General features: G+C 39.5%; 24 protein-coding genes, 1 rRNA gene and 1 riboswitch. Of the genes, 2 read left to right on the top strand and 23 right to left on the bottom strand.

What is annotated here, in order from left to right; genetic code table 11:
- Positions 1–11 precede the first annotated feature (11 nt).
- The 9 genes from gatA to ACE199_RS16955 form a co-directional block, all read right to left on the bottom strand.
- Positions 12–1472 carry an Asp-tRNA(Asn)/Glu-tRNA(Gln) amidotransferase subunit GatA gene (gene gatA / locus ACE199_RS16915; protein ID WP_127762412.1) on the bottom strand — a complete coding sequence of 487 codons (1461 nt, stop codon included), beginning with the start codon at positions 1470–1472 and terminating at the stop codon, positions 12–14.
- Positions 1473–1484: 12 nt separating this feature from the next.
- Positions 1485–1775, bottom strand: a complete 291-nt coding sequence (gatC, locus tag ACE199_RS16920) for an Asp-tRNA(Asn)/Glu-tRNA(Gln) amidotransferase subunit GatC (RefSeq protein WP_127758859.1) — start codon at positions 1773–1775, stop codon at positions 1485–1487.
- Between the two features lie 341 nt (positions 1776–2116).
- Positions 2117–3286 (bottom strand): CamS family sex pheromone protein, encoded by a 1170-nt coding sequence (locus tag ACE199_RS16925; RefSeq protein ID WP_375350897.1) that lies wholly within the window; start codon positions 3284–3286, stop codon positions 2117–2119.
- Positions 3287–3298: 12 nt separating this feature from the next.
- Entirely contained in the window at positions 3299–5302 is a 2004-nt protein-coding gene (gene ligA, locus ACE199_RS16930; protein ID WP_375350874.1) for an NAD-dependent DNA ligase LigA, read from the bottom strand.
- A 60-nt stretch (positions 5303–5362) separates the two neighbouring features.
- The gene (pcrA, locus tag ACE199_RS16935) at positions 5363–7594 is read right to left on the bottom strand and encodes a DNA helicase PcrA (RefSeq protein ID WP_375350898.1); all 2232 of its coding nucleotides are present in this window, start codon (positions 7592–7594) and stop codon (positions 5363–5365) included.
- A 50-nt stretch (positions 7595–7644) separates the two neighbouring features.
- Positions 7645–8328, bottom strand: coding sequence for a heptaprenylglyceryl phosphate synthase (gene pcrB, locus ACE199_RS16940; protein WP_127758857.1), 684 nt, complete (start codon positions 8326–8328; stop codon positions 7645–7647).
- A 108-nt stretch (positions 8329–8436) separates the two neighbouring features.
- Positions 8437–8739: a YerC/YecD family TrpR-related protein gene (locus ACE199_RS16945; RefSeq protein WP_119118632.1), complete on the bottom strand. Its 303-nt coding sequence runs from the start codon at positions 8737–8739 to the stop codon at positions 8437–8439.
- Positions 8740–8751: 12 nt separating this feature from the next.
- Positions 8752–9801, bottom strand: a complete 1050-nt coding sequence (locus ACE199_RS16950) for a DUF3048 domain-containing protein (RefSeq protein ID WP_375350876.1) — start codon at positions 9799–9801, stop codon at positions 8752–8754.
- 26 nt (positions 9802–9827) lie between these two features.
- The gene (locus tag ACE199_RS16955; RefSeq protein ID WP_375350878.1) at positions 9828–11573 is read right to left on the bottom strand and encodes an adenine deaminase C-terminal domain-containing protein; all 1746 of its coding nucleotides are present in this window, start codon (positions 11571–11573) and stop codon (positions 9828–9830) included.
- 141 nt (positions 11574–11714) lie between these two features.
- On the opposite strand from ACE199_RS16955, the gene ACE199_RS16960 reads away from it, so the two are divergent.
- Positions 11715–12038 carry a YgaP family membrane protein gene (locus tag ACE199_RS16960; RefSeq protein ID WP_252292775.1) on the top strand — a complete coding sequence of 108 codons (324 nt, stop codon included), beginning with the start codon at positions 11715–11717 and terminating at the stop codon, positions 12036–12038.
- 54 nt (positions 12039–12092) lie between these two features.
- Here the strand turns inward: ACE199_RS16960 and purD are convergent, their stop codons facing one another.
- The 13 genes from purD to ACE199_RS17025 all read right to left on the bottom strand — a co-directional run bounded on the left by purD (position 12093) and on the right by ACE199_RS17025 (position 25472).
- Positions 12093–13361 carry a phosphoribosylamine--glycine ligase gene (gene purD / locus ACE199_RS16965; protein WP_375350881.1) on the bottom strand — a complete coding sequence of 423 codons (1269 nt, stop codon included), beginning with the start codon at positions 13359–13361 and terminating at the stop codon, positions 12093–12095.
- 19 nt (positions 13362–13380) lie between these two features.
- Positions 13381–14916 (bottom strand): bifunctional phosphoribosylaminoimidazolecarboxamide formyltransferase/IMP cyclohydrolase, encoded by a 1536-nt coding sequence (gene purH / locus ACE199_RS16970; protein WP_127758852.1) that lies wholly within the window; start codon positions 14914–14916, stop codon positions 13381–13383.
- A 26-nt stretch (positions 14917–14942) separates the two neighbouring features.
- Positions 14943–15509: a phosphoribosylglycinamide formyltransferase gene (gene purN, locus ACE199_RS16975; protein ID WP_375350883.1), complete on the bottom strand. Its 567-nt coding sequence runs from the start codon at positions 15507–15509 to the stop codon at positions 14943–14945.
- The gene (purM, locus tag ACE199_RS16980; RefSeq protein WP_375350885.1) at positions 15509–16534 is read right to left on the bottom strand and encodes a phosphoribosylformylglycinamidine cyclo-ligase; all 1026 of its coding nucleotides are present in this window, start codon (positions 16532–16534) and stop codon (positions 15509–15511) included. Before purM ends, purN begins: the two co-directional genes overlap by 1 nt.
- 157 nt (positions 16535–16691) lie before the next feature.
- A complete protein-coding gene (gene purF / locus ACE199_RS16985; RefSeq protein ID WP_375350887.1) occupies positions 16692–18107 on the bottom strand; it encodes an amidophosphoribosyltransferase in 1416 nt (471 codons plus the stop codon).
- A complete protein-coding gene (purL, locus tag ACE199_RS16990; RefSeq protein WP_375350888.1) occupies positions 18092–20311 on the bottom strand; it encodes a phosphoribosylformylglycinamidine synthase subunit PurL in 2220 nt (739 codons plus the stop codon). Before purL ends, purF begins: the two co-directional genes overlap by 16 nt.
- Positions 20295–20981 (bottom strand): phosphoribosylformylglycinamidine synthase subunit PurQ, encoded by a 687-nt coding sequence (purQ, locus tag ACE199_RS16995; protein ID WP_119118622.1) that lies wholly within the window; start codon positions 20979–20981, stop codon positions 20295–20297. Before purQ ends, purL begins: the two co-directional genes overlap by 17 nt.
- On the bottom strand, positions 20978–21232 hold the full coding sequence (purS, locus tag ACE199_RS17000) for a phosphoribosylformylglycinamidine synthase subunit PurS (RefSeq protein WP_119118621.1): 255 nt from the start codon (positions 21230–21232) through the stop codon (positions 20978–20980). The genes purQ and purS overlap by 4 nt, the downstream gene beginning before the upstream one ends.
- Positions 21225–21944, bottom strand: a complete 720-nt coding sequence (purC, locus tag ACE199_RS17005; RefSeq protein ID WP_375350889.1) for a phosphoribosylaminoimidazolesuccinocarboxamide synthase — start codon at positions 21942–21944, stop codon at positions 21225–21227. Before purC ends, purS begins: the two co-directional genes overlap by 8 nt.
- A gap of 98 nt (positions 21945–22042) precedes the next feature.
- A complete protein-coding gene (purB, locus tag ACE199_RS17010) occupies positions 22043–23335 on the bottom strand; it encodes an adenylosuccinate lyase (protein WP_375350890.1) in 1293 nt (430 codons plus the stop codon).
- A 24-nt stretch (positions 23336–23359) separates the two neighbouring features.
- A complete protein-coding gene (gene purK, locus ACE199_RS17015; RefSeq protein WP_375350891.1) occupies positions 23360–24493 on the bottom strand; it encodes a 5-(carboxyamino)imidazole ribonucleotide synthase in 1134 nt (377 codons plus the stop codon).
- Positions 24477–24965: a 5-(carboxyamino)imidazole ribonucleotide mutase gene (gene purE, locus ACE199_RS17020; RefSeq protein ID WP_127758844.1), complete on the bottom strand. Its 489-nt coding sequence runs from the start codon at positions 24963–24965 to the stop codon at positions 24477–24479. Before purE ends, purK begins: the two co-directional genes overlap by 17 nt.
- A gap of 120 nt (positions 24966–25085) precedes the next feature.
- A riboswitch (purine riboswitch) is annotated at positions 25086–25187 on the bottom strand.
- Between the two features lie 84 nt (positions 25188–25271).
- On the bottom strand, positions 25272–25472 hold the full coding sequence (locus tag ACE199_RS17025; protein WP_375350892.1) for an NETI motif-containing protein: 201 nt from the start codon (positions 25470–25472) through the stop codon (positions 25272–25274).
- A 132-nt stretch (positions 25473–25604) separates the two neighbouring features.
- Here ACE199_RS17025 and ACE199_RS17030 point away from each other — a divergent pair, with 132 nt between their 5' ends.
- Positions 25605–26018, top strand: coding sequence for a hypothetical protein (locus tag ACE199_RS17030; RefSeq protein WP_375350893.1), 414 nt, complete (start codon positions 25605–25607; stop codon positions 26016–26018).
- A 117-nt stretch (positions 26019–26135) separates the two neighbouring features.
- Here ACE199_RS17030 and rrf read toward each other — a convergent pair.
- A 5S ribosomal RNA gene (gene rrf / locus ACE199_RS17035) occupies positions 26136–26251 on the bottom strand.
- Positions 26252–26254 lie beyond the last annotated feature (3 nt).

Here is a 26254-nt window from a genome sequence, read left to right on the forward strand (position 1 = left end):
TTTTTCACCCCTTACAGTTTAGGAAATTGTTTATGAAAATCTGTTGCTTGCTCAAATGCATGAGCTGTGCGATAAACTGTGCTTTCATCAAAATGCTTACCGATAATTTGTAAGCCTAGTGGTAATCCCTCTTTAGAGAAACCACATGGAATCGAAATGCCTGGTACCCCTGCAAGGTTTACTGGAATCGTTAAAATATCATTCGCATACATCGTTAATGGGTCCTTTACCTGCTCACCAATTTTGAACGCTGGTGTTGGCGCAGTCGGTCCAATAATAACATCGTATTTTTGGAAAACGTCTTCGAAATCTTTTTTAATTAATGTACGTACCTTTTGTGCTTTTTTGTAATATGCATCGTAATAACCAGAGCTTAAAGAGAATGTTCCAAGCATAATACGGCGTTTTACCTCGGCTCCAAAACCTTCTGCACGTGTTTGCTTGTACATATCAATTAAGTTTTCTGCATTATCTGTACGATAACCGTAACGAACACCGTCAAAGCGAGCCAGGTTTGCCGAAGCTTCCGAAGAAGATAATAAATAGTAAGCAGCTAGGGCATATTTAGAATGTGGAAGAGATACTTCCTCCCACTCTGCACCTAAGCTTTCTAATACTTTTAATGCCGCTAATACAGAATTGCGCGCTTCTTCTCCAACACCTTCACCAAGATATTCTTTTGGAACGGCAATCTTCAAGCCTTTTACATCACCTGTTAATGCGTTCACAAAACTTGGTACGTCAACATTCGCTGATGTTGAATCCATTGGATCAAGTCCAGAGATAGCTTCAAGTAAGTATGCATTGTCTTCTACTGTTCTTGTAATCGGACCAATTTGGTCAAGAGATGACGCAAACGCAACTAAGCCAAAGCGAGAGACACGGCCATATGTAGGTTTTAAACCAACTACGCCACAGTAGGCAGCCGGTTGACGAATGGAACCACCTGTATCAGAACCAAGCGAGAATAATACTTCTCCTGCAGCTACAGATGCAGCTGAACCACCTGAAGATCCACCTGGTACATGGTCTGTATTCCATGGATTCTTTGTTGCTTGGAATGCTGAGTTTTCATTAGAAGAACCCATTGCGAATTCATCCATATTTAATTTCCCAATTGTAACCGTTTCTACTTGTTGCAACTTCTGTACAACGGTTGCATCGTAAATTGGGTCAAAGTTCTCCAAAATTTTGCTTGCACAAGTTGTACGTAAATTTTTTGTAACGATATTATCTTTCACACCAATTGGTAACCCAAATAAAGGATTTGTTGTTTCACCTTTCGCTAACTTTTCATCCAATTGTTTCGCTTGTGTACGCGCATTTTCTTCGTCTAATGTTAAAAATGCTTGTACTTGACCTTCCACCTGTCCAATTCGTTTATACGATTCGTCAACGAGGTCTGTGACGCTAATTTCTTTATTATGTAAACGTTGATGAAGCTCTGAAACCTTTTGTTCGAACAACGACATCATATTCCCTCCTTATTCAATAATAGATGGCACACGAATATACCCATCTTCATGATCCGGGGCATTCTTCACGACCTCTTCAATTGGTAAACCTGGTTTAGCTACATCTTCTCGCATAACATTTTTCATATCTAATACATGAGAAGTCGCAACTACTTGATCTGTATCTAATTCATTTAATTGCTCTGCAAATGAAATCATTTTATCTAGTTGATCTTGGAATTGCTTTGCTTCCTCTTCCGTAATCGCAAGACGAGCCAAATGAGCAACATGTTTAACTTGTTCCATAGAAATACGTGACATTCTCTTCACCTCCGCTAATTTTAAAAAAGCGCAAACGACTGAATCAGCTCGTTGGGAAATAGACATTGACTCAACAGGTACTTTCGACCTTTAAGGATCACCATCTTTTTCATACCGAGCTAGCCGCTAGACACTAAAATATCTTGAAAATTTTTAGACTTTTTTATTTTGTAACACCGCTAAAATCATCCTTTAAATCATATCAAACTATTGCAGAATAAAGCAACATCGGAAACGTTGTCGAAATTCAAAACATCTACAAATATTTTCTGGGAAATAACAGAAGCATGGCGAAATTTCCGAGAAAAAAGGATGAAGCTATAATCAGCTTCATCACTTTCCTACTCATAAATATGGACCGTTGGTTCATCCTGATTCGTTTCGCGAACAATTAACGCTTCTGGTCCGTTCACAGAAGTAATCGATACTTGAATGGAAATATATTTCGGGAATCGCTCCATAATCAAACCAGCTACATATTGTGTAAATCCAATCGCTTCAGAATTCCCATAAAACTGAATCGGAATGTCGATATTTAAACTTTGTAGTTGCTTATCTATATAAAAAGCTCGTCCAATGACACCATTAAAGTTAGGGAAATATTGCTCTACATCTTCTTTAAAATTCGTAAAGGTATTCACATCATCACGATATTTCTTTTCAGCAGTTGAAGAAGGAAATAAGTAATATTCTTCATCCACATCGACCCATTTACTAATTTCACTCGATTTATGATTAATATTTGTATAGGAAATAAAATTCCCCGGCACAACGGATGATTTTTCTTTTTGCTCAAATAAAGCAATTGTAATCGGAATATCTTTCATCTCGTCCATTGCGCGTAGTCGCTTCAATACTTGCGCAGCAATTTTCTTTCCTTCCTTTTCTACTTCGGCACTGCTAATATCTGTCTCGTACGTAGCACCATATGCTTCTTTCTGATAATAATGAACCGAATTCAGTGCCAAACCAATTACGACACCACCAAGACTTACTTTATTGTTATCCGATTTAACCAGATAGTTATGCTCTAAAATATGTGCTAAATAAATTGGATTTTCTTCATTTCGTTTAGCAATATCGCCTTTTCCTGGATCAATCGGATTTAATCCTAGATTCTCAGATTCTTTTCGATCTTTTTCTTTTAGCTGTGCTTTCGTATATTTACGTTCTAACCACCTAGAAGTCGTTTTATTGTCCAATAGTTGTCCTTCTTGGAACAAGTAGTCATCCGGGTCAAATTGAGTTTGAGCAATCCGCATTAAGCCATTTTCAAATTCCTCAATGTCGTATCTAGTATTCAAATTAGAGACGACAAGACCGCGAGCTTTCGATGGCTCAAATGGTAGAATCGTTTGATAGTACTCATCTGAAATTTTATATTTCGGGATGATTGCTGTTTCCTTTTTATCTTCTGAATCTTGGACCACCTCTTGTTCTTTATCAAAACTTGGGGCACACCCAGCAAGCAGCAAAACAAGAACCATTCCGAGAATGGAGTGTTTCTTCATCATGTACACCTCTTATTTATTTAGTTCTTCAATGAGTTGCTCCTCATCCCATACGGTAATTCCTAAGCTTTCCGCTTTCGCAAGCTTAGAGCCCGCATCTTCACCAGCAATCACTAAATCTGTTTTTTTACTTACACTGCCCGCTACGTTTGCGCCTAGTGCTTCTAACTTCTCTTTTGCTTCATTCCTCGTTAATTGTACTAGTTTCCCCGTTAAAACAACCGTTTTACCAGCAAAAATAGAATCTACTTCATCTGCCGCTACTGGTTTAGCCCCTTTATAAGCAAGGTTCACACCCACTGCCTCTAATTCATCGATTAATGCAGAAACTTCGTCTAATTCGAAGTAAGTCACAATCGAATCTGCCATCTTTTCGCCAATTTCATTAATAGCAGTTAGTTCTTCAACAGTTGCCTGACGCAGGGCATGCAGTGTCCCAAATTGCTGAGCTAATGTTTTCGCTGCTTTTGCACCAACATGACGAATACCAAGACCAAACAGTAATTTTTCAAGTGAATTATCCTTCGACGCTTCAATTGCTTGAAGTAAATTATTAACGGATTTTTCTCCCATTCTTTCTAAGCCAATCAGTTGCTCATACGTTAGCTTATAAATATCCGCTACATCCTGAATGAGTTGCTCCTTGAACAATTGACTAATGACTTTTTCTCCAAGACCATCGATATTCATAGCCGTCCGTGAAACAAAGTGAATAAGTCCTTCTCGAATTTGAGCCGGACATTTTGGGTTGATGCATCGTAATGCCACTTCCCCTTCAAGTCTAACTAGCTCGCTATCACATTCTGGACATTCTGTTGGCATACGAAATTCTACTTCGTCTCCTGTTCGACGGTCTACTAAAACATTCACCACTTCTGGAATAATATCTCCCGCTTTTTTTACAACGACTGAATCACCTATTCGAATATCCTTTTCACGAATTAGGTCTTCATTATGAAGCGAAGCACGTTGAACCGTTGTTCCAGCTACGCGTACAGGATCAAGAATCGCTGTAGGAGTTAACACGCCGGTACGACCAATTGATAATTCGATATCACGAAGAATTGTTACCACTTCTTCTGCGGGAAATTTATAAGCAATCGCCCAACGTGGACTTTTCGCTGTATAGCCTAATTGCTCTTGCTGCTCCAAAGAATCCACCTTAATAACAATTCCATCAATCTCATACGCTAAATGTGGCCGTTTTTCGGTCCAGCCTTCAATAAAAGCCAGTACATCTTCAATCGTCTCACAGCGTTTTCGTTCCTGATTCGTTTTAAAGCCAAGTTGATCGAGCAAGTCTAATCCTTCACTATGTGACTGGACACCTGTTTCTCCTATATCCGCAATGGCATAAAGAAAAATCGCTAAATTTCGCTTCGCTGCAATTTTAGGGTCAAGTTGTCGCAATGAACCAGCAGCCGCATTTCTCGGGTTAGCAAAAGGCTCTTCTCCATTTTCTTCTTTTAATGTATTCAACGCTTCAAATGATTTTTTTGGCATGAACGCTTCACCGCGAACTTCGATAGTAAGGAGCTCGTTCAATTTTAACGGAATGGACTTAATCGTTTTTAAATTAGCGGTTATATCCTCTCCTATTGTACCATCTCCACGTGTCGCACCTTTAACGAAATAACCATTTTCATACTGAAGTGTTACAGCTAGTCCATCAATTTTCAGTTCACACACATAAGAAAAATCATCGCCTACCGCTTGTCGCACTTTTCGATCAAAGTCCCGTAAGTCTCCTTCATTAAAGGCATTCCCCAGACTAAGCATCGGCGAAGTATGTTCTACTTTCTGAAACATGCTCAACACTTCACCACCTACGCGCTGCGTTGGTGAATCAGATGTTTTTAGTTCTGGAAATTTTTCTTCATATTCAATCAGTTCTCGTAAAAGTCGATCATATTCTGCATCTGGAACAGATGGCTTATCGAGGACATGGTATTCATAGTTGTATTGGTTTAATAAAGCTTGTAATTCACGAACTATCTTTTCAGTTGGTACAGCCATAAATTCAGTCCTTCCTTTAATAAGAAGGTAACAGCGTAATTTACATACTGTTCCTTCACCTTATACTTTTTCAACTGGAGCAAATTTAGCAAGCAGACGCTTAATACCTGTTGGACTTGGAAAGGCAATATCCAGCTCTTTTCCTTCTCCTTCACCCTTCACACTAACAACCGTGCCAATTCCCCACTTTTTATGAGACGCTTTATCACCGACTGCCCAATCGATTCCATCGCCTCCTGTCGCAGATGGAGTTGAAACTGCACGACCAAATGAAGCTGGTGCTTTTCGCGGTGCCGTCGCTGACGTTCGTGCTGTTAAACTAAAGGACGTTTTATTTTTAGGAGCTGGTTTTAAATCTTCCAATAGCTCTGCTGGAATTTCACTAACAAAACGAGAAACAGGATTCATATTCGTCCGACCAAATAATGTCCGCATTTGAGCATTTGTAATAAATAATTGCTCCTCAGCACGAGTGACACCAACATACGCCAAGCGCCGCTCTTCTTCCATTTCTTGCTCATCTGCCAATGAACGGCTATGCGGGAAGACACCTTCTTCTAGGCCTAGTAAAAAGACAATAGGGAATTCAAGACCTTTTGCAGAGTGAAGTGTCATAAGCGTTACTTGATCTTGTTCTTCAACTTTTTGTTCATCTAGTTGATCGATATCTGCTACTAACGCTAAGTCTGTTAAAAAGCCGATAAGCGACTTGTCTTCATTATTATCTTCAAATGCTTTTGTTACTGACAAAAATTCATCAATATTTTCTAAACGACTTTGCGCTTCGATTGTATTTTCTGTTTGAAGCATATCACGATAACCCGTTTTATCAAGCACTTCTTCTACAAGCTCTGTAACAGACAAGTATTCTTGCTGATTCGTATAATTTCTAATTAAATTAGCAAATTCACGTGCCGATTTTGTTGCTTTGGCACTTATACCAATCATCTCTACAGACTCAAGAGCTTGATAGATGGAAAGATCATACTGCCGCGCATAATCCGCAACCTTATCCATCGAAGTAGCCCCAATCCCGCGCTTCGGCACATTAATGATGCGGCGTAAACTAATATCATCGTCCGGGTTTGAAATCAGACGTAAATAGGCCAGTAAATCCTTAATCTCTTTACGATCATAGAATTTTGTCCCGCCAACAATGGTATAGTTCAGATTCGATTTTAGTAAAACTTCCTCCATTACCCGCGACTGGGCATTGGTACGATATAAAATCGCAATATCAGATAATGTTTTTCCATTCCTTGTGAGCTCATTAATTTTTCCAGCTACAAACTGTGCTTCTCCTTGTTCACTATCTGCACGATAATAGAAAATTTTCTCGCCTTCTAGATTTTCTGTCCAAAGATTTTTTGGTTTACGGTTACGATTATTCTCAATCACCTTATTGGCAGCTTCCAAAATCCGTTTCGTTGAACGATAGTTTTGCTCCAAGAAAATCATCGTTGCATTCGGATAATCTTTTTCGAAAGATAAAATGTTCGCGATATCCGCACCACGCCAGCGGTAGATAGATTGATCTGAATCTCCCACTACACATAAATTACGAAAACGTGAAGCTAATAGCTTTACAAGCATGTATTGTGCGCGATTCGTGTCCTGATACTCATCAACGTGAATATATTGAAATTTCCGCTGATAATATTCAAGCACTTCTGGAACACGTTGAAATAATTGAATCGTCATCATAATCAAATCGTCGAAGTCGAGGGCTTGATTTTTACGAAGTCGTTTTTGATATTCGGTATACACATCAGATACAGATTGCGTATAAAAATCAGCCGCTGTTTTCGCATATTCCTCCGGCGTAACCAGCTCATTTTTTGCGGAACTGATGCTTCCTAAAATCGAGCGATAATCATTTTTCTTTGGATCCATATTGCGATCTTTTAAAATTTGTTTAATCACAGATTGTTGATCCGTTGTATCTAATATTGAAAAATTGCGGCTAAAGCCCATGCGATCGATATCCCGGCGTAAAATTCGAACACACATCGAGTGAAACGTTGAAATCCAAATATCATCAGACGTTCCCCCTAAAATGCTGCGAATTCGTTCTTTCATTTCACGCGCGGCTTTATTTGTAAACGTAATGGCTAAAATATTCCACGGCGCCACTTGCTTCTCTACCATTAAATAAGCAATTCGATGAGTCAGCACACGTGTCTTTCCGCTTCCTGCTCCTGCCATAATTAATAGAGGACCTTCTGTTGCTTTAACTGCTTGTTGCTGCTGTTGATTCAACCCGTTTAATAATTTCTCTACTAAAAATTGCATCATTGCACCACCTAACGAACATTTGTTCTTAAATTATACTACATCTATAGCTATTTAACAGCCTTAACTGTCTCTAAAGCAGCTTGTAAATCGTCATAGACAATATTACCAACAACGACAACATCAGCAAATTGAGCCATTTCGCTTGCTTGATGAGCTGACGTAATACCTCCACCATAAAAAAGAACCGTATTTTCTAGGTTCTCTTTAGCCGCTTGAACAACCGACACATCTCCATAGTTCCCACTGTATTCCAAATAGAAAATTGGCAAGTTAAACATCTTTTCAGCCACCATCGCATAGGCAGCCACATCCTCCTCATCAAGCATTGTATTCGCCTCAGTTAATTGTGCAGCTTTGCACTCTGCGTTTAAAATACAGTACCCTTCAACAAATACTTCATCCCAATTCATCAGTAACCCATATTCCTTGACCGCTTTTTGATGCAGCCCCATCATCCAGTCCGGATTCTTACTATTGAGTACACTCGGAATAAAATATAAATCAAATCCCGGTGTAACGGTTTCAATAGACGAAACCTCCAGCACACATGGCACAGTATAGCGGCGAACACGGGCCATTAAATGCAGAACATTTTCTAACGTTACTCCATCTGTCCCACCAACCAATATGGCGTCTGTCCCCGATTCGCACACTTTTTCGAGATCTTCATCTGTTATTTCTTTATTAGGATCGAGCTTAAACACATGTTTCCACTCGCGAAAATCGTACATAGTTATCCTCCATTCTCTTCTGCCATTACACCATTATAGCACTAAGATTTTTTAGAACTCAAAGAAAAGCCGGGAACGATTCCTCGGCTTTTTCTAGTCCTTTTATTATCATTCAGTTGGTTCCTCTTTAATACGGTTAAGCGCCATTGAGTACGCATCATTTCCATAATTTAAACAACGTTTCACACGAGAAATCGTCGCTGTACTAGCTCCCGTTTCTGTTTCGATTTTATGATACGTTTTCCCTTCTTCAAGCATACGAGCTACCTCAAGTCGCTGCGCTAAGGATTGGATTTCATTTACCGTACATAAATCATCGAAAAATCGATAGCATTCATCAAGATCACGTAAGGACTGGATCGCTTTGAATAACTGATCGGTTTCCTTTCCTCTTATCTTATCGATTTGCATAATACTTCCTCCTCAATTTCCAGCAGCATTCAAGGTTACGTTTTGGGTCAACCCTGGTTGGTTCGGTATAATGTTAACCCACGTTTTCCCTGGAATCAAGCCAACATCTACCCCATTTGAAACTGGAACGATTCTTCCGTCTTTATTTATCCATTCTACTTCCTTCACTTTCCCTTTTTGAAGCAGATAGCCTTTTCCTCCACTTTGCAGGTCAATATCGCGGCGGCCAACTTTATCTATTACTCGATGTGCTGTCTCAATAATCAAGACATTATCAACAAGTACAGGAACAGATGTCGTTGCCTCCTTTGTTTGCTCACCGTTTGAATATCTTTTATATTTTCCTTGTTGTACATCATACTCAAACTGCGTATTATAGGCCGGAAATCCATAGTTAATACTAACTTTTGTTACGGAATCTCCTTCTAACCTTTTTATCTCTTCTTTATTTAAAAAAACGAAAGAGGCTGGAGCACCAGTCAAATTATACCCCTTTTCCATTGCTCCCTTTTCAATATTTTCAAAGCTAATATAAGAATTATGCGGAGCTTTTCGTTCACTCGAACGCTTAAATAGCGTACCATCATAATACAAACCATTCAAATGATCGATATATCCTTGTTTAAGCATACTCTCAGCATCTGGACTATTTCCATGACAAACATAAATACAATCTAATCCTTTAGCAAGCTCTATATAATAGTCGCGTGCACTACGAATTGGGCCCACTTGTTCTGGTTTTTCGCTTTGATATACCGCTAATAATCGTGTAACTTCGCCTTCCGCCAGCATTTCATAAACAATATCCGCTTTGGTAAGACCGGACTGTGGACGAGCTTTCGTATGATTATTTACCATCACTGCAACCGCGCGCTGATCGATCGAATCATTTGTACCGACACCAGTTAATGGGTAAGTATGAACGAATTTGGGAGCTTCAGCTTCTTCCTTTGGTACATCCTCTTCTACTGGAACCGGCTCCTGAACTTCTTCCTTTTTTGAACAACCCGTTATCAATACCCCTGCAACCAATAGACACAGCACGATGTTACGTTTCATCATCCCACTCCCCTGGTTTCTTTTATATTTTAACGCATTATAGTAGGAAAGAGTACAGTTTTATTCATAACATCATAAAGCCCTCTTTGCGTAACACGAATATAAGGCAAATGAGTCGTCGAGAAAAATTGCAGCGTATAAATCGGATCTGCAAACCGATAGCCCCTTTCCCTTAATAATTGTTTGATCCAATTTTCCTCTTGAATCAATTCAGGAACAGATTTATCAGACATTACTCCTCTTAATACAAGAGGCAGCTCACCAATGATTTCTCCGTATTCTGCAATAACGATACCACCACCTAGTTCTTTCATACGATTAAAAGCAGCAAGCATATCTTTTTTTCGTTTCCCAATCAAAATAATGTCGCCTGTACTAGTGTATGACGCTGCAAACCCACATAGTCTATTAGCGAACCCTTTTAGAATTGTATTAATTCTCCATTTCCCTTCTCGGTCAATCAGCATAAAAAAGCACTCATCATGATCAAAAGGCAATTCTTCGTTTCCAACATCACAAGCAATTGAATAAGGCTTCGTAATTACATTATTCATCATTTCAATTCCAAATGGCATCGAAAATTCAAAGTCCTCTGCAAGATCTAATTGCCAATCTAATTCAAGTCGGTCAAAACCGAACTCTTGCCAACTAATTGGTCGGTCCAGCTCCATAGAAATACCATCTCGTTTCACCCATTTTCCTTTCGCCAGTACAGACACAGGTGCTGGGTTCATAGCATCCGTTAAAAAGTTAATATTTGCTACTCGCCCCGTTGCAATATTGCCATGCAAATAATCAATATTATAATAGCGAGCAATATTCAAAGTGGCCATATTATAAGCATCGATAATAGGAACGCCATTCTCAATCGCTAGTTTAATTAATACATCCATACACCCCTGCTCATAAAAAGAAGGCGGTGAACCATCTGTTGTTAAAAAAAGATGATCATATTGATCAATACCCAATTCATGAATTTCCTGTAGTAATTTAGGTAAATCCGGTCGAATCGATGAATATCTTAAAGATACAGAATAGCCCTGCATCAGACGATTCATCACTTCTTCCCCCGTCATCGCCTCATGATCACTATCTACCCCAAACAGCATCATTTTCGCTAATGTTTTCTCAGATGCTCCTGGAAAATGCCCTTCAATTTTTTTGCGCATTCGTTTTGCTTCTTGAATCCAGTGAAGCATCATGTCATCCCCCGCTAACAATCGCGGCCACCCTGTTAACTCTCCCCCTTGAAGAACAGCATCATGCTCAAGCCAAGACTTTACAGCGCTATGAGAAATAAAGCTCTCCTCCTCATTTAATTCTGTTTGGGAGTCAAAGCGCATCCACCAATACATTGATGTTGGGATATTTCGAAGTTCCCTCAGAAAAGAAAACGCTTTCTTTTTATTCAATTGAAGGAGCAATAGCAAGTTGTCATTGATAAGTGTTGTCGTTCCAAAAGATGATGTATAGTGGCTAAAAGAATGGGGATTATATAACTGAAATGGATGTGCATGTGGTTCAATATATCCCGGTACTAAAACTTTTCCGGTACAATCTACCACTTCGCAACCATCTGTAATCTCAGGAAGGTTATTTCCAACATAGACAATTCGGTCATCGTAAATCCAAATGTTTGCTGTAATCCATTGCCGCATTGTTTGATTTAAATACGTAGCATTTGTTAATAAAAGATGTGGTGCACGCTGACCATCCAGTACTTCAATATGCTCCCGCAGATGTTTATTTTTCCACCTATAGCGTTGTTCTAACATGAACATCCCCCCATAAAGTATCTGAAACAAAGTGTGGTAACATCCGATTAATTGTATGTTTATAGTATCACATTTATTTAGCTAAACACAGTAAACTTATCTTCTATTACTGTTAAATTTTTATGAAGGGAAGATGGCAAAATGAAGTTTCAACGGAATATCAGTATCCTTAACTCTTTATTACGTATTACTTGCGGTTTTACAGTATTAGCTTGGGCAATCGCTAAAATGGTAAAAAAACCATGGAAAGAATCATATTTATTCGTTGCCATGATGGCTGGCATGAAAATTGGGGAAGGGATTCTTCGCTATTGTCCAATCGTCGACTTAATGCAGCAAAGAGACTCTGTTGACTCATCTGAGCCAAAAGACTCTCAAGTAGCAGATGCTATAAAAAACTTTCTTCCAGAGGATATTACTGAAAAAGATGAGCAATCGAATCATCACAATGAAGCCTCACATTAAATCATGCAAAAAACGAGCATCATCATTCGATGCTCGTTTTTCTGTTTATATGGATTATGCTTTGATACCAATCGCACGATATCCGATATCGTTGCGCCAAAATAGGCCATCTTTTGAGATGTTCTCAACTTGTTGATATACTTCTTGTTGAGCAGATAATAAGTCCTTACCTTTTGCTGCTACAAGCAATACACGACCACCATTCGAAACAAATTGGCCATCGCTATTTTTCGCTGTTCCAGCATGATACACATGGGCGTTATTACTAATTTTGTCCAGACCGGTAATAACTGATCCTTTCTTTACATCACCAGGATAGCCTTCTGCTGCAACAACAACTCCAAGGACTGCTTCCTCATGCCATTCAATCGCAATATCTTCACCAGCTAATACAGCTTGTAATACTTCTACGAAATCCGTTTTCAAACGCGGAAGCACCACTTGTGTTTCTGGATCTCCGAAACGCGCATTGAATTCAATAACCTTTGTACCTTTTGCCGTATGAATAAGTCCTGCATACAAAATACCTGTAAAGCTGCGTCCTTCAGCTACCATCGCATTCACTGTTGGCTGAAGAATCGTTTCAACTGCTTTTGCTACTACTTCATCAGAAATTTGCGGCACAGGAGAATACGCACCCATCCCACCTGTGTTTGGACCTTTATCTCCATCAAACACACGTTTATGGTCTTGAGCGATTACCATTGGGTACACTTTTGTATCATTTACAAAAGCCATTAATGAGAATTCTTCACCGTCCAAAAATTCCTCCACTACAACTTTTGCACTTGCTTCACCAAATTTTGCATCAACAAGCATATCATGAACTGCTTCTAATGCTTCCTCAAGAGTCATCGCTACGACAACACCTTTACCAGCTGCTAAGCCGTCCGCTTTAATTACGATTGGTGCACCGACTTTTTCAATATATGCTTTCGCACTTTCATAATCGGTAAACGTTTCGTAAAATGCTGTTGGAATGTCATATTTTTTCATTAAATCTTTGGCAAATGATTTACTACCTTCAATGACCGCCGCTTTGCTGTTCGGACCATATACAGTTAAACCTGCTTCTGTAAAATCATCTGCTAATCCATTTAATAATGGAATCTCAGGACCAATAAATGTTAGTCCGATGTTTTGCTCTTTTGCAAATGCAACAAGTTCTGCATGATTTGTTTCGTCAATCGCAACAAGCTCTGCTACGTCTGTCATACCTGGGTTACCTGGTGCAACAAACACTGTTTCTACAGACTTACTTTCAGAAAGTTTGCGAGCAATCGCATGTTCACGACCGCCTCGACCAATAACTAATACATTCATAAACAAACCTCCTTATTTATTAATGTTTAAAGTGACGAACTCCTGTGAATACCATCGCAATGCCATACTCATCTGCTTTTTTAATAGAATCTTCATCTCTGATTGATCCGCCTGTTTGGATAATAGCTGTTACACCAGCTTGTGCTGCTGCTTCTACTGTATCATCCATTGGGAAGAATGCATCTGAAGCAAGTGCGCTTCCTTTTGCTTTTTCTCCTGCTTGCTCTAAAGCAATTTTTGCTGCACCAACACGGTTCATTTGACCAGCACCAACACCAAGAGTCATTTGATCGTCTGTTACAACGATAGCATTTGATTTCACATGTTTTACAACTTTCCAACCAAGTTCAAGTGCTTTCCACTCTTCAGCTGTTGGTTCGCGTTTTGTGACAACTTTCACATCTGCATCCTTCAAGCTGTACGCATCACGGTCTTGAACTAGCACGCCGCCTTCGATAGAAGTAAGTTTACGTTCTGGTTTTTTCGCTGCTTCAAAATCCACCGTTAACAAACGAATATTTTTCTTGCTTGTTAATACTTCAATCGCCTCATCAGAGAAGCTTGGCGCAATAATAATTTCTAAGAAGATTTCATGAAGTTTTTCTGCTGTTGCTTTATCTACTTCACGGTTTAACGCGATAATGCCGCCAAAAATAGAAGTTGAGTCAGCTTCATATGCTTTTTCATATGCTTCAAGAATAGTTTCACCAGTTCCTACACCACATGGGTTCATATGTTTCACCGCTACTGCCGCTGGCTCCGTGAATTCTTGAACAATTTGCAATGCAGCATCTGCATCATTAATGTTGTTATAAGAAAGTTCTTTACCGTGCAATTGTTTTGCCTCCGCAATAGAGAAAACAGAACCAAGTGGCTTTTTATAAAAAGCTGCTTTTTGGTGTGGGTTTTCACCATAACGTAAAGATTGCTTTAACTCATAAGTAACCGTTAACGATTCTGGATTTTCTTCTCCAGCAAGCTCTGTCATATATTCAGAAATAACTGCATCATATGCTGCTGTATGACGGAACACTTTTGCTGCCAAACGACGATTCGTTGCTTTTGATACTGCACCATTCTCTTTTAATTCTGCTAAAACGGTATCGTAATCTGCTGAATCTACAACAACTGTTACATACTCATGGTTTTTAGCAGAAGAACGAAGCATTGTCGGTCCACCGATATCGATGTTTTCAATCGCATCTTCTACTGTTACGTCTGGTTTAGCAATTGTTGCTTGGAAAGGATATAAGTTTACACATACTAATTGAATAGGCTCAATATTATGCTCTTTTAATTGAGCTGCATGATCGGCATCACCGTGCTTCGCTAATACTGCTCCGTGAACATTCGGATGTAGAGTTTTAACACGACCATCTAAAATTTCTGGGAATCCCGTTACTTCACTAATTCCGATTACTTCAATTCCGTTTTCTTGAAGTGTTTTACTTGTACCACCTGTTGAGATAATGTCAAAACCAGCTTCTTTTAACCCTTTTGCGAACTCTACAACCCCTGTTTTATCCGATACACTAATTAAAGCACGCTTTGTCATTTGTGTTTGTCCCTCCATATGTAGCATTATTTTTGAAATAGTTCCGCTAAAACAGCAGGATACATCTCATGTTCCGTTTCTTGTATCCGTGTTTGCAACGTTTCTCTTGTGTCATCAGCAAGTACTGGTACAGCTCTTTGGGCAATGATTGGCCCTGTGTCCATTCCTTCATCGACATAATGAATGGTCACTCCGGTTAATTTCACGCGAGCTTGAAATGCTTGTCCAATCGCATCCTTACCTGGAAAAGCAGGCAAAAGAGATGGATGAATATTAACCATTCGATGTGAATATGCCTGTAGAAGAGTTGGACCAATTAAACGCATATAGCCTGCTAGAACAATAAAGTCAATATCCCGCTCACGCAATTTCTCTAAAATTTTCATTTCAAAGGCCTCTTTGCTCGGATAATTTTTCGGTGAAAAGCTAAATGCTTCTACCTTTTCCGCCTTTGCGCGCTTAAGCACAAAAGCTTCCTCTTTATCACAGACAACGAGGCCAATTTCAGCTGCAAGTTTCCCTGCTTTAATGGCGTCTATAACGGATTGAAAGTTCGATCCATTCCCTGATGCAAAAACCGCAATTTTTTTCATCAGCTGAAGGACACTCCTTCACCAGCAACAACTGTCCCAATAATAGAAGCTGTTTCTCCACATTGTTCAAAATGAGCAAGTACTTGTTCTGCTTCTTCTTTTTTCACGACAGCAACCATACCGATTCCCATGTTAAAAATATTAAACATTTCTTGTTGTTGTAATTGCCCTTTTTCTTCAAGGTAATTGAACACAGTTGGAATAGTCCAGCTTCCTAGTTGAATGTCAACGCCTGTTCCTTCTGGAAGCATACGTGGAATATTCTCGATAAAACCGCCGCCAGTAATATGAGCAAGTCCTTTTAATTCGTATTTTTCCAATGTTGATAAGATGGAACGAACATAAATTTTTGTTGGTGTTAATAATTCTTCACCTAATGTACGACCAAACTCTGGAACAAAATCTTGTAACTTCATTCCGGCATCTTCAAGAAGAACTTTACGTACAAGAGAATAGCCATTACTATGAATACCGCTTGAAGCAAGTCCGATTAACACATCGCCCTCTGCAATATTTTCTCCTGTTATTAAACGTGATTTTTCACAAGCACCTACTGTAAAGCCTGCTACATCATACTCTTCAATCTCATACATACCTGGCATTTCTGCTGTTTCGCCGCCAATTAATGCACAACCAGCTTGCTCGCAACCTTCTGCTACACCTTTAACAATCATTTCAATACGAGCAGGATCTGCTTTTCCACAAGCGATATAGTCAAGGAAGTAAAGAGGAGCAGCACCTTGTACCACTACATCATTGACACACATCGCTACAGCATCAATTCCGATTGTATCGTGCTTGTCCATCATGAAAGCAAGTAATAATTTCGTGCCGACTCCATCCGTACCTGAAACAAGAACAGGCTCTTTTAATCCTAAAGAAGATAAATCAAACATGCCCCCAAAACCGCCCAGACCGTTCATTACTTCAGGGCGCATCGTGCGTGCTACATGTTTTTTCATCCGATTTACTGCCTCATAGCCAGCTTCGATATCCACACCAGCTTGCTTATATGCGTTAGCCATCAAGAAACCTCCTAATTATTAGAAAAGCGTAAGACGCCTGGCTATCAGCTTATGACCTCAAGCCGAAGGCGCCTAGAGCTAAATGTTGGTACTAGTTAAAAATTATCTAAAGTAAAGCTTTACTTATTAGGCCCCTCTAACCGGGACCTAATAGATGTTAGCATTTAACTGTTTCAAGCTCGTAATCATAAACCTCTGTTGGATAGTTCCCTGTGAAACAGGCAAGACAAGAACCACGTGTCTCTCCAGCGAATGGACGACCAATTGCTTCGACCATTCCTTCCACGCTTAAAAACGTTAAAGAATCCGCACCAATTAGCTCACGAATTTCTTCAATTGATTTAGAACTAGCAATCAATTCTGACGTTGTCGATGTATCAATTCCATAGAAGCAAGGATTCTTAATCGGTGGTGAACTAATAACTACATGCACTTCTTTCGCACCTGCATCCTTCAACATGTTTACAATACGACGACTTGTTGTCCCACGTACAATTGAGTCATCAACCATAACAACACGTTTCCCTTCTACTACTCCACGAACAGGAGAAAGTTTCATCTTTACCCCTTGTTCACGAAGAGACTGAGAAGGTTGAATAAATGTTCGACCGACATAGCGGTTTTTAATTAAGCCCATTTCGTATGGAATGCCCGTTTCCTCAGCATATCCAATCGCTGCTGAAATACTTGAATCCGGTACACCAGTCACAACATCCGCCTCGATTTTTGCTTCTTTTGCTAACTGTTTACCAAGATTTTTTCGAGCTGTATGAACATTAATTCCATCAATATTACTATCAGGACGAGAGAAATATACATACTCCATTGCACACATCGCACGTTGACTAGACTTGGAGAAAAATTCTGATGTAATTCCTTCATCATTAATCACAACAAGCTCTCCAGGCTCAATATCGCGAACAAATTCAGCTCCGACAATATCAAGCGCACATGTTTCAGAAGCTGCAATATACGCATCGCCAATTTTTCCAAGTGAAAGCGGACGAAGACCGTGCGGATCCAAAGCTAAAATCATTTCTGTTTCCGTTAAAATAATGAATGCATAGGCACCTTTTATTAAACTTAAGCTATTTTTTACTGATTCCTTCAAAGTCGGAAAACCTGAGCGCTTAATTAAATGTGCTAATACTTCTGTATCGGAAGTTGTTTGAAAGATACTGCCTTGACCCTCTAACTGGGCTTTCAATTGGGTTGCATTAACTAAGTTTCCGTTATGAGCAAGTGCTAATCCGCCTGTAATCGACTGGAACAAAAACGGTTGGACATTCTGATAACCGCCGCCGCCTGCTGTTGCATACCGCACATGACCAATTGCCGCTTTACCAGAGCCAGATAGTTCTTTCATTTTCTCCGCTGTAAAAATTTCTGTAACAAGTCCCTCGCCTTTTGAAATCGAAAGCGTAGAACCGTCTGTTGTGACGATTCCTGCTCCCTCTTGACCACGATGCTGCAAGCTATGAAGCCCGTAATAAGCTAATTGAGCTGCATCTGGATGTCCCCAAATCCCGACAACACCACACTCTTCGTTTAAGCCTTTTATTTCAGCAAGCATGGGATAGCTCCTTTCCAAGCTGTTTGTAATTCTTGTACATTCGCTTCTACTAGCGTTGTTTCTTTTGCAGAAATACGTAATGTTGCATCATTTGTTACCGTACCGATTTGTACTGCATCTTTCACAGCTGCTTCAAATGCAGCTTGGTTTTCAGGACTTACAGATATTAAGAAACGTGATTGTGTTTCACTGAAAAGAGCTGCTACTGCTTCACCAGTCACAGTAACTGATGCACCAAGCTCTTTTTCACCAAATAATGATTCAGAAAGAGCTACAGCCAAACCACCTTCAGCAACATCATGAGCTGACTTGATTAGTCCTGCTTGAATAGCTGCTAAAATTTGTTGCTGGCGTGCTTGTTCTACGTCTAAATCGATTTCTGGTGCGCGACCGAAAATTTCACCTTCAGTCAATTTTTGAAGCTCACTTCCTCCAAATTCAGGCTTCGCTTCGCCTACTACATAGATGAAGTCACCTTCATTTTTGAAAGACTGTGTAGTAATATGTTTTACATCTTTCACAAGACCAACCATCCCAACAACTGGAGTTGGGTACACAGCTTCACCGTTTGTTTCGTTATATAATGAAACGTTTCCGCCGATAACAGGCGTGCTTAATGTACGGCAAGCATCGCTCATGCCGTCTGCTGCTTTTTCTAATTGCCAGAAAATTTCTGGTTTCTCTGGATTACCAAAGTTTAAGCAGTCTGTAATTGCAAGTGGCTCAGCACCAGAACAAATAATGTTACGCGCTGCTTCCGCTACCGCAATTTTCCCACCTGTTTCCGGATCTAAGTATAAATAGCGAGAGTTACAATCTGTTGTCATCGCTAATGCTTTATTTGTGCCGCGTACACGTACAACTGCTGCGTCAGAACCTGGTGCAATAACTGTATTTGTACGAACCATATAATCATATTGATCATATACCCACTCTTTGCTTGCAATCGTTGGTTGTTGTAAAAGAGCAAGTAACGTTTCTTTATAATCCGTAACAGCTGGTACTTTTGGTTCCATCGCTTGGAAGTCACGGAATCGTTGCGGTTCGCTTGATGGTTTATGATAAACTGGTGCATCTTCGGCTAATGCATCAACTGGTACTTGTGCAACAATTTGGCCTTGGTGATATAGCGTTAAGTTTTTATCATCTGTTACTTCCCCAACAGATACCGCTTCTAAATCATATTTCGTAAATAGATCGACGATTTCTTGTTCGCGACCTTTTTTCACAACAATTAACATACGTTCTTGTGATTCAGAAAGCATCATTTCGTATGCTGTCATGCCTGTTTCACGTTGTGGAACAAGATCAAGATTCATCGTAATCCCAGAACCTGCTTTACTTGCCATTTCAGCAGATGAACTTGTTAAGCCCGCTGCACCCATATCTTGAATTCCAACTAAGGCATCTGATTGAATCAATTCAAGACATGCTTCAAGAAGTAGTTTCTCCATGAATGGGTCCCCAACCTGAACCGCTGGACGCTTCTCATCTGAATCCTCTGAAAGTTCTTCAGAAGCAAATGTAGCACCGTGAATACCGTCACGACCTGTTTTCGCTCCTACATACATAACCGTATTACCAACGCCGTGTGCTTGACCTTTTTTAATATCTTCATGGTTAATTAAGCCCACACACATTGCATTAACAAGCGGATTTCCTTCATATGATGGATCAAATTGAACTTCACCGCCGACTGTCGGAATTCCGATACAGTTTCCATAGCCTGCAATTCCAGCTACTACTTCTTTGAATAAATATTTTACACGGTCATTATCTAATTCACCGAAACGTAATGAGTTTAGCATCGCAATTGGACGTGCACCCATTGAGAAAACGTCACGAATGATTCCGCCAACTCCTGTTGCAGCTCCTTGATATGGTTCAATAGCTGATGGGTGATTGTGGCTTTCAATTTTGAAAACAACTGCTTGGTTATCGCCGATATCAACGATTCCTGCACCTTCACCAGGTCCTTGAAGCACTTTTTCCCCTGTAATTGGGAACTTCTTTAAAATAGGCTTGGAGTTTTTATAAGAACAATGCTCTGACCACATAACTGAAAACAATCCTGTTTCCGTGTAGTTTGGCAGTCTGCCTAAGATTTTCTCCACCATGGCAAATTCCGAATCGGAAAGTCCCATTTCTGCGTAGATGCGTTCGGATTTAATCATCTCCGGATTTGGTTCAAGCTGTAACAACATGTGTTTCCCTCCAGTTTTTTACGATGGATTGAAAAATCTTTAAGCCGTCTGTGCTGCCAAGCAACTCATCAACGGCACGTTCAGGGTGTGGCATCATGCCAAGTACATTCCCTTGTTTATTCGTAATACCTGCAATATCTTCAAGACTTCCGTTCGGGTTTGTACCCGCATACGTAAAGACGATTTGTTTGTTTTCTTTTAATTCAGCAAGTGTTGCTTCGTCACAGTAGTAATTTCCCTCACCATGTGCAATTGGCACAGTAATAGTTTCATTCGCCTCGTAGCTTGTTGTGAACATTGTTTCATTGTTCGCTACTTGAAGTTCTACATTACGGCAAATGAATTTCAAACCGTCATTGCGACGCATCGCACCTGGAAGCAATCCTGCCTCAAGTAAGATTTGGAATCCGTTACAAACGCCAAGAACTGGTTTGCCAGCCTCTGCTGCCTTTACTACTTCCGCCATGACGTTAGAGAAACGAGCAATCGCTCCACAACGCAAGTAATCCCCATACGAGAAACCACCTGGTAGAAGAATGCCGTCGTATTCATCAAGATTGTCGGCTGAATGCCAAACATATTCTACTTCTTCTCCAAGAGCATCTTTAATTGCATGGAACATATCAACATCACAATTTGAGCCTGGGAAAACAATTACGGCAAACTTCATTGAGCGACAACCTCCTCAACTTCATAACGATAGTCTTCAATAACCGTATTCGCTAATAACTTTTCACACATTTCTTTAACCAATTGATCTAAATCACGTTCTGTTTTATCAATTGTTAGCTCGATGTATTTCCCGATACGTACATCGCTTACTTCATTGTACGTTAATGTATGAAGCGATTGTTGAACAGCCGCTCCTTGAGGATCTAGTACGCTTTCTCTTAGTGTGATATATACTTTAACCTTATACATGTTGAATACCCTCCAGCTTAGCTAAAATTTTCTTATATGCGTCTGTTAAATTCCCTAAATCTCGACGGAATACGTCTTTATCCATTTTCTCGTTTGTTTTAGCATCCCAAAAGCGGCAATTATCTGGAGAAATTTCGTCCGCCAATAAAATCGCGCCATCTGATGTTTTCCCAAACTCTAATTTAAAGTCAATTAATTTTATTCCCAATTCTTCGAAAAATACGGATAGAACTCGATCTACTTCTAATCCTTTTTCTTTTAAAATCGCAATTTCTTCACGACTTGCAATCTCTAGCTCTTCAATATGGTCTTCAGTTAACAGAGGATCACCAAGTGAATCGTCTTTATAATAAAACTCCACTAACGGTTTTTTTAATGGTGTACCTTCTTCAACACCTAAGCGTTTGGAAAAACTACCAGCAGCTGTATTACGGATGACTACTTCAAGCGGAATAATCTCAACCTTTTTTACAAGCTGTTCTCTTTCAGAAATCTTTTCAATAAAGTGAGAAGGAATATTTTCTTCCTTTAGCTTCGCAAATAATAAACTTGTAATTTGATTATTTAAAGCCCCTTTACCTTCGATTTCTGATTTCTTTTCTCCATTAAAAGCTGTTGCCGAGTCTTTAAACTCCACCCATACAACCTCATTATTATCCGTTGCATAAATTCGTTTGGCTTTTCCTTCATAAAGCAATTCTCGTTTCTCCATCTGTCTGTCCTCCATATTGAATATTGGGAATAATACAATTAAGTATTTTCGTGATAACAAGCGTTTAATTCAATTTCGATTAAACGCTTGTTTGTTTCTTACAATCCTAAACGATCAAAAATTACATCGACATTTTTCAGATGATATGTTGGATCGAAACAATCATCTAGTTCTTCTTTTGTCAATAAGCTCGTAATTTTATCATCTTTTTCGATTAAGCTTCGGAACGGAACTTGTAATTCCCACGCTTGCATCGCTTTTGGTTGTACAGTATCGTAAGCTTCTTCACGAACAAGTCCTTTATCAATTAAAGCAAGCAGTACTCGCTGAGAGAAAATGAGACCTAGTGTACGGTCCATATTGCGTTTCATATTTTCCGGATAAACTGTTAAGTTTTTAACAATGTTGCTAAAACGATTTAACATGTAGTTCAAAGCAATCGTTGCATCTGGTAAAATAACGCGCTCTGCAGATGAATGAGAGATGTCACGTTCATGCCATAATGACACATTTTCATAAGCTGTCATCATGTATCCACGAATAACACGTGCCATACCTGTCATATTTTCAGAACCGATTGGATTACGTTTATGCGGCATAGCAGAAGATCCTTTTTGACCTTTTGCGAAGAATTCTTCTACTTCACGTGTTTCACTTTTTTGTAATCCGCGAACTTCTGTTGCAAATTTTTCGATTGATGTTGCAATAAGGGCTAATGTACTCATATAGTGCGCATGACGATCACGTTGTAGCGTTTGTGTAGAAATTGGTGCTGCTTGTAAGCCTAATTTCTCACATACATACTGCTCAACAAATGGATCGATATTTGCGTATGTTCCAACAGCTCCAGACATTTTCCCGAACTCAATTGTCTTTCTAGCTGCTTCAAAACGTTCTACATTACGTTTCATTTCTTCATACCAAAGACCAAGCTTTAAGCCAAATGTAGTTGGTTCAGCATGCACACCGTGCGTGCGCCCCATCATAACAGTATATTTATGTTCTTTTGCTTTATTTTTTAAGATTTCAACAAAATTATTTAAGTCTTTTGATAAAATATCATTCGCTTGTCTAATTAAATAAGAAAGAGCTGTATCGACAACATCTGTTGACGTTAAGCCATAATGAACCCATTTACGCTCTTCTCCAACTGTTTCCGATACTGCACGTGTAAATGCCACCACGTCATGGCGAGTTTCTTTTTCAATTTCATTAATGCGATCAATATCAAATGTTGCATTTTCACGAAGAAGTTTCACATCTTCTTTTGGAATAACGCCAAGTTCAGACCAAGCTTCACACGCCAAAATTTCTACTTCTAACCACGCCTTAAAGCGGTTTTCTTCCGTCCAAATTGCTCCCATTTCTGGGCGAGTATAACGTTCAATCATTATTTCATCCTCCGTTTCAACTAATTACTGCCATATCCCACTCTGATTACTTTCGTGCAAAGCTTCCTCAACCGTTGGGCGCAAAATATTCACATGCCCCATTTTTCGCTTGGTCTTAGCTTCCGCTTTACCATACAAATGAACTTTCCAATCCTTACGCGTTGGAATTTCCTGCAAGAGTGGATTGAGGTGTTCACCTAAAATATTAACCATCACTACCGGCTTTAATAATTCTGTATTGCCTAATGGCCAGTTGCAAACCGCACGAACATGTTGTTCAAACTGCGACGTTTCACAAGCCTCCATTGTATAATGCCCAGAATTATGTGGTCGCGGTGCTAATTCATTAACAATAATATTATCATCTTCTGTCAAAAACATTTCCACTGCTAGCGTACCTACTAATTCAAATGCTTCAGCAAGCTTAGATGCTTGCTCAATCGCACGTTGCTCAGCCATTTCACTAATGCGCGCTGGAACAATACTTTTATGTAAAATATTGTCCACATGAATATTTTCAGCAGCGGGGAACTGTTGACAATCACCAGATGCATTTCGCGTCACAATGACAGAAATCTCTTTCGTAAAAGGAATCCAAGCTTCTAGCACGCACACACCACTTTTTAATAATGGTTCAGCTTGAGGAATATCAGCTTCTTCTCTAATAACAAGCTGTCCTTTTCCGTCATATCCTCCGCGTGTCGTTTTTAATACACTTGGATAGCCTAATTCTTCTATATATTGATGAATATCTGATATCGTTTGAATTTCATGATAAGGAGCAACCATTGCTCCTGCATCGGCAATGGCTTTCTTTTCCGTTAACCGATCTTGCGTTAACTTCAACAATTGTGAACCTTGTGGAAGATACGTATGATCCTTCAACCAATCTAATGCTTCAAAGCTAATATTTTCAAATTCATACGTAATCACATCACTAACATCCGCCAGCTTCTTCAAAGAGGCAATATCATCGTACGCCCCATTTATTTCAATATCAGCGACTTGAGCACATGGACCATCTGCAGCTGGTTCAAGCACAGCAATTTTAAATCCTGATGCTTTAGCCGACAACGCCATCATTCTGCCAAGTTGCCCGCCGCCAATAATTCCGATTGTCTGCCCTGGTAAAATTACTCGATTATTTAAGCTGTTCACTGCTCGCTAACACCTTTTCCTTTGATTCGTTTCGCAAACCTTCTAATCTATCAGCAATAGTTGCATCCGTCGTACCAAGAATTTGAGCCGCAAGTAAACCAGCATTGGTCGCTCCAGCCTTTCCGATCGCTACTGTAGCTACTGGCACACCGCCTGGCATCTGAACAATCGATAACAAAGAATCCATGCCATTTAGCGCTTTCGATTGAACAGGCACACCAATAACCGGCACAATCGTCTTCGCTGCTGTCATCCCTGGAAGATGAGCTGCTCCACCTGCACCTGCAATAATAACCTTCAAGCCTTTTTCTTTAGCACCTTCGGCATATTCAAATAGCAAATCCGGTGTCCGATGTGCAGAAACGACTTGTTTTTCGTAAGGAATCTCAAGTTGCTCTAATATATCACATGCGTGTTTCATCGTTTCCCAATCTGAAGTACTTCCCATTATGACACCGACTACTGGCTTCATAAATTCCCCTCCAAAATCTTTAGAAAATAAAAAACGGACAGACTTTCTCCAAAGAGAAAGCAGTCTGTCCGAGTACAATCAATATTCTGAAACAGACAAAAAGACTGAGCTGTCTCAGCTGTGGTCAGCTACTTTACTCATAGTCCAATGATTTACGGTCATTGGGTAGAAACTTTTGGGCCTTATTCCCTTGATTATATGAGATACCTAAATATTATTTAACTATCATCATCTTACCGTCACAGCATTTTGATGTCAAGCTAATATCGAATAATATTTTATTACCATTCCACTAATGTTCGTGTTTTACTGGATTAATTTTGCTTCAAAAACAATTTTCCTTTTAATTGGCTCATAATGAACCTTACCGTCCTTTATTTGCTCTTCAAATATCGGCTCCTCACAACGCCGTACTGGATAATATCCAGCTGCCTTCATACGATCCAAACAGGCATCAATTGTCTCGTCCTCTTGTACCTCAAACTTCTCCTTGCTTTTCTGACTCATAAAACACATTCCTTTCCTGTCCCCATTTTACTCTATCCTATATGTAAATTGTATTTAGTATATGTAAAGTGCTTATAATTATCAAATGAATATCACTAATTGCTATAATCAAACAATTAAGGGGGAATATAATTGAAAGAAATTATTCAAATGTTAGTGGATATTGTAAATAATCTTCATGATTTCATCCAAATATTCGTCAATCATACATTAAATCTCGACTTGACGGATAAAGATTTACACTTTTGGGTTATGGGGATAATCGGAATCATGATTTTTCTTTTTGTACTTGTATTATCAAGAATCCTAGCTAAAATGCGTTTTGGTATTACGATTCTCTCTTTTCTTTATACGTTTACGTTTATGGTTGTTCTAGTCTTCGCCATTGAAATCCAACAAGCGTTAACAAATAGGGGACATATGGAGTTTCAAGATGCAATTATAGGGCTTTTAGGGTTCATCCTATTTTTCCTCCTTTTTGTGGCAGTTTCAGCTGTTTTCTTAGCAGGAAAAAGACTATGGAAGCAATTAAATAAAAAAAGGTAGAGGTTATTTAAATGAATATTTATCAGTGGAAATTTCATTTTATCAATCAAAATAAGTCATTTATCAACAACATACAAAAAAGACCAGCGAAAATCGCTGATCTTTTTTGTATGTTTTGCTTGGCGACGTCCTACTCTCACAGGGGGAAACCCCCAACTACCATCGGCGCTGAAGAGCTTAACTTCCGTGTTCGGAATGGGAACGGGTGTGACCTCTTCGCTATCGTCACCAAACAA

The organism is Peribacillus sp. Hz7, assembly GCF_042136355.1.
GTDB lineage: Bacteria > Bacillota > Bacilli > Bacillales > DSM-1321 > Peribacillus > Peribacillus asahii_A.

Coding starts and splice junctions, on each gene's coding strand:
- gatA (WP_127762412.1), bottom strand. CDS start 1,472: ATGTCGTTGTTCGAACAAAAGGTTTCAGAGCTTCATCAACGTTTACAT.
- gatC (WP_127758859.1), bottom strand. CDS start 1,775: ATGTCACGTATTTCTATGGAACAAGTTAAACATGTTGCTCATTTGGCT.
- ACE199_RS16925 (WP_375350897.1), bottom strand. CDS start 3,286: ATGAAGAAACACTCCATTCTCGGAATGGTTCTTGTTTTGCTGCTTGCT.
- ligA (WP_375350874.1), bottom strand. CDS start 5,302: ATGGCTGTACCAACTGAAAAGATAGTTCGTGAATTACAAGCTTTATTA.
- pcrA (WP_375350898.1), bottom strand. CDS start 7,594: ATGCAATTTTTAGTAGAGAAATTATTAAACGGGTTGAATCAACAGCAG.
- pcrB (WP_127758857.1), bottom strand. CDS start 8,328: ATGTACGATTTTCGCGAGTGGAAACATGTGTTTAAGCTCGATCCTAAT.
- ACE199_RS16945 (WP_119118632.1), bottom strand. CDS start 8,739: ATGCAAATCGATAAGATAAGAGGAAAGGAAACCGATCAGTTATTCAAA.
- ACE199_RS16950 (WP_375350876.1), bottom strand. CDS start 9,801: ATGATGAAACGTAACATCGTGCTGTGTCTATTGGTTGCAGGGGTATTG.
- ACE199_RS16955 (WP_375350878.1), bottom strand. CDS start 11,573: ATGTTAGAACAACGCTATAGGTGGAAAAATAAACATCTGCGGGAGCAT.
- ACE199_RS16960 (WP_252292775.1), top strand. CDS start 11,715: ATGAAGTTTCAACGGAATATCAGTATCCTTAACTCTTTATTACGTATT.
- purD (WP_375350881.1), bottom strand. CDS start 13,361: ATGAATGTATTAGTTATTGGTCGAGGCGGTCGTGAACATGCGATTGCT.
- purH (WP_127758852.1), bottom strand. CDS start 14,916: ATGACAAAGCGTGCTTTAATTAGTGTATCGGATAAAACAGGGGTTGTA.
- purN (WP_375350883.1), bottom strand. CDS start 15,509: ATGAAAAAAATTGCGGTTTTTGCATCAGGGAATGGATCGAACTTTCAA.
- purM (WP_375350885.1), bottom strand. CDS start 16,534: ATGGCTAACGCATATAAGCAAGCTGGTGTGGATATCGAAGCTGGCTAT.
- purF (WP_375350887.1), bottom strand. CDS start 18,107: ATGCTTGCTGAAATAAAAGGCTTAAACGAAGAGTGTGGTGTTGTCGGG.
- purL (WP_375350888.1), bottom strand. CDS start 20,311: ATGTTGTTACAGCTTGAACCAAATCCGGAGATGATTAAATCCGAACGC.
- purQ (WP_119118622.1), bottom strand. CDS start 20,981: ATGAAGTTTGCCGTAATTGTTTTCCCAGGCTCAAATTGTGATGTTGAT.
- purS (WP_119118621.1), bottom strand. CDS start 21,232: ATGTATAAGGTTAAAGTATATATCACACTAAGAGAAAGCGTACTAGAT.
- purC (WP_375350889.1), bottom strand. CDS start 21,944: ATGGAGAAACGAGAATTGCTTTATGAAGGAAAAGCCAAACGAATTTAT.
- purB (WP_375350890.1), bottom strand. CDS start 23,335: ATGATTGAACGTTATACTCGCCCAGAAATGGGAGCAATTTGGACGGAA.
- purE (WP_127758844.1), bottom strand. CDS start 24,965: ATGAAGCCAGTAGTCGGTGTCATAATGGGAAGTACTTCAGATTGGGAA.
- ACE199_RS17025 (WP_375350892.1), bottom strand. CDS start 25,472: ATGAGTCAGAAAAGCAAGGAGAAGTTTGAGGTACAAGAGGACGAGACA.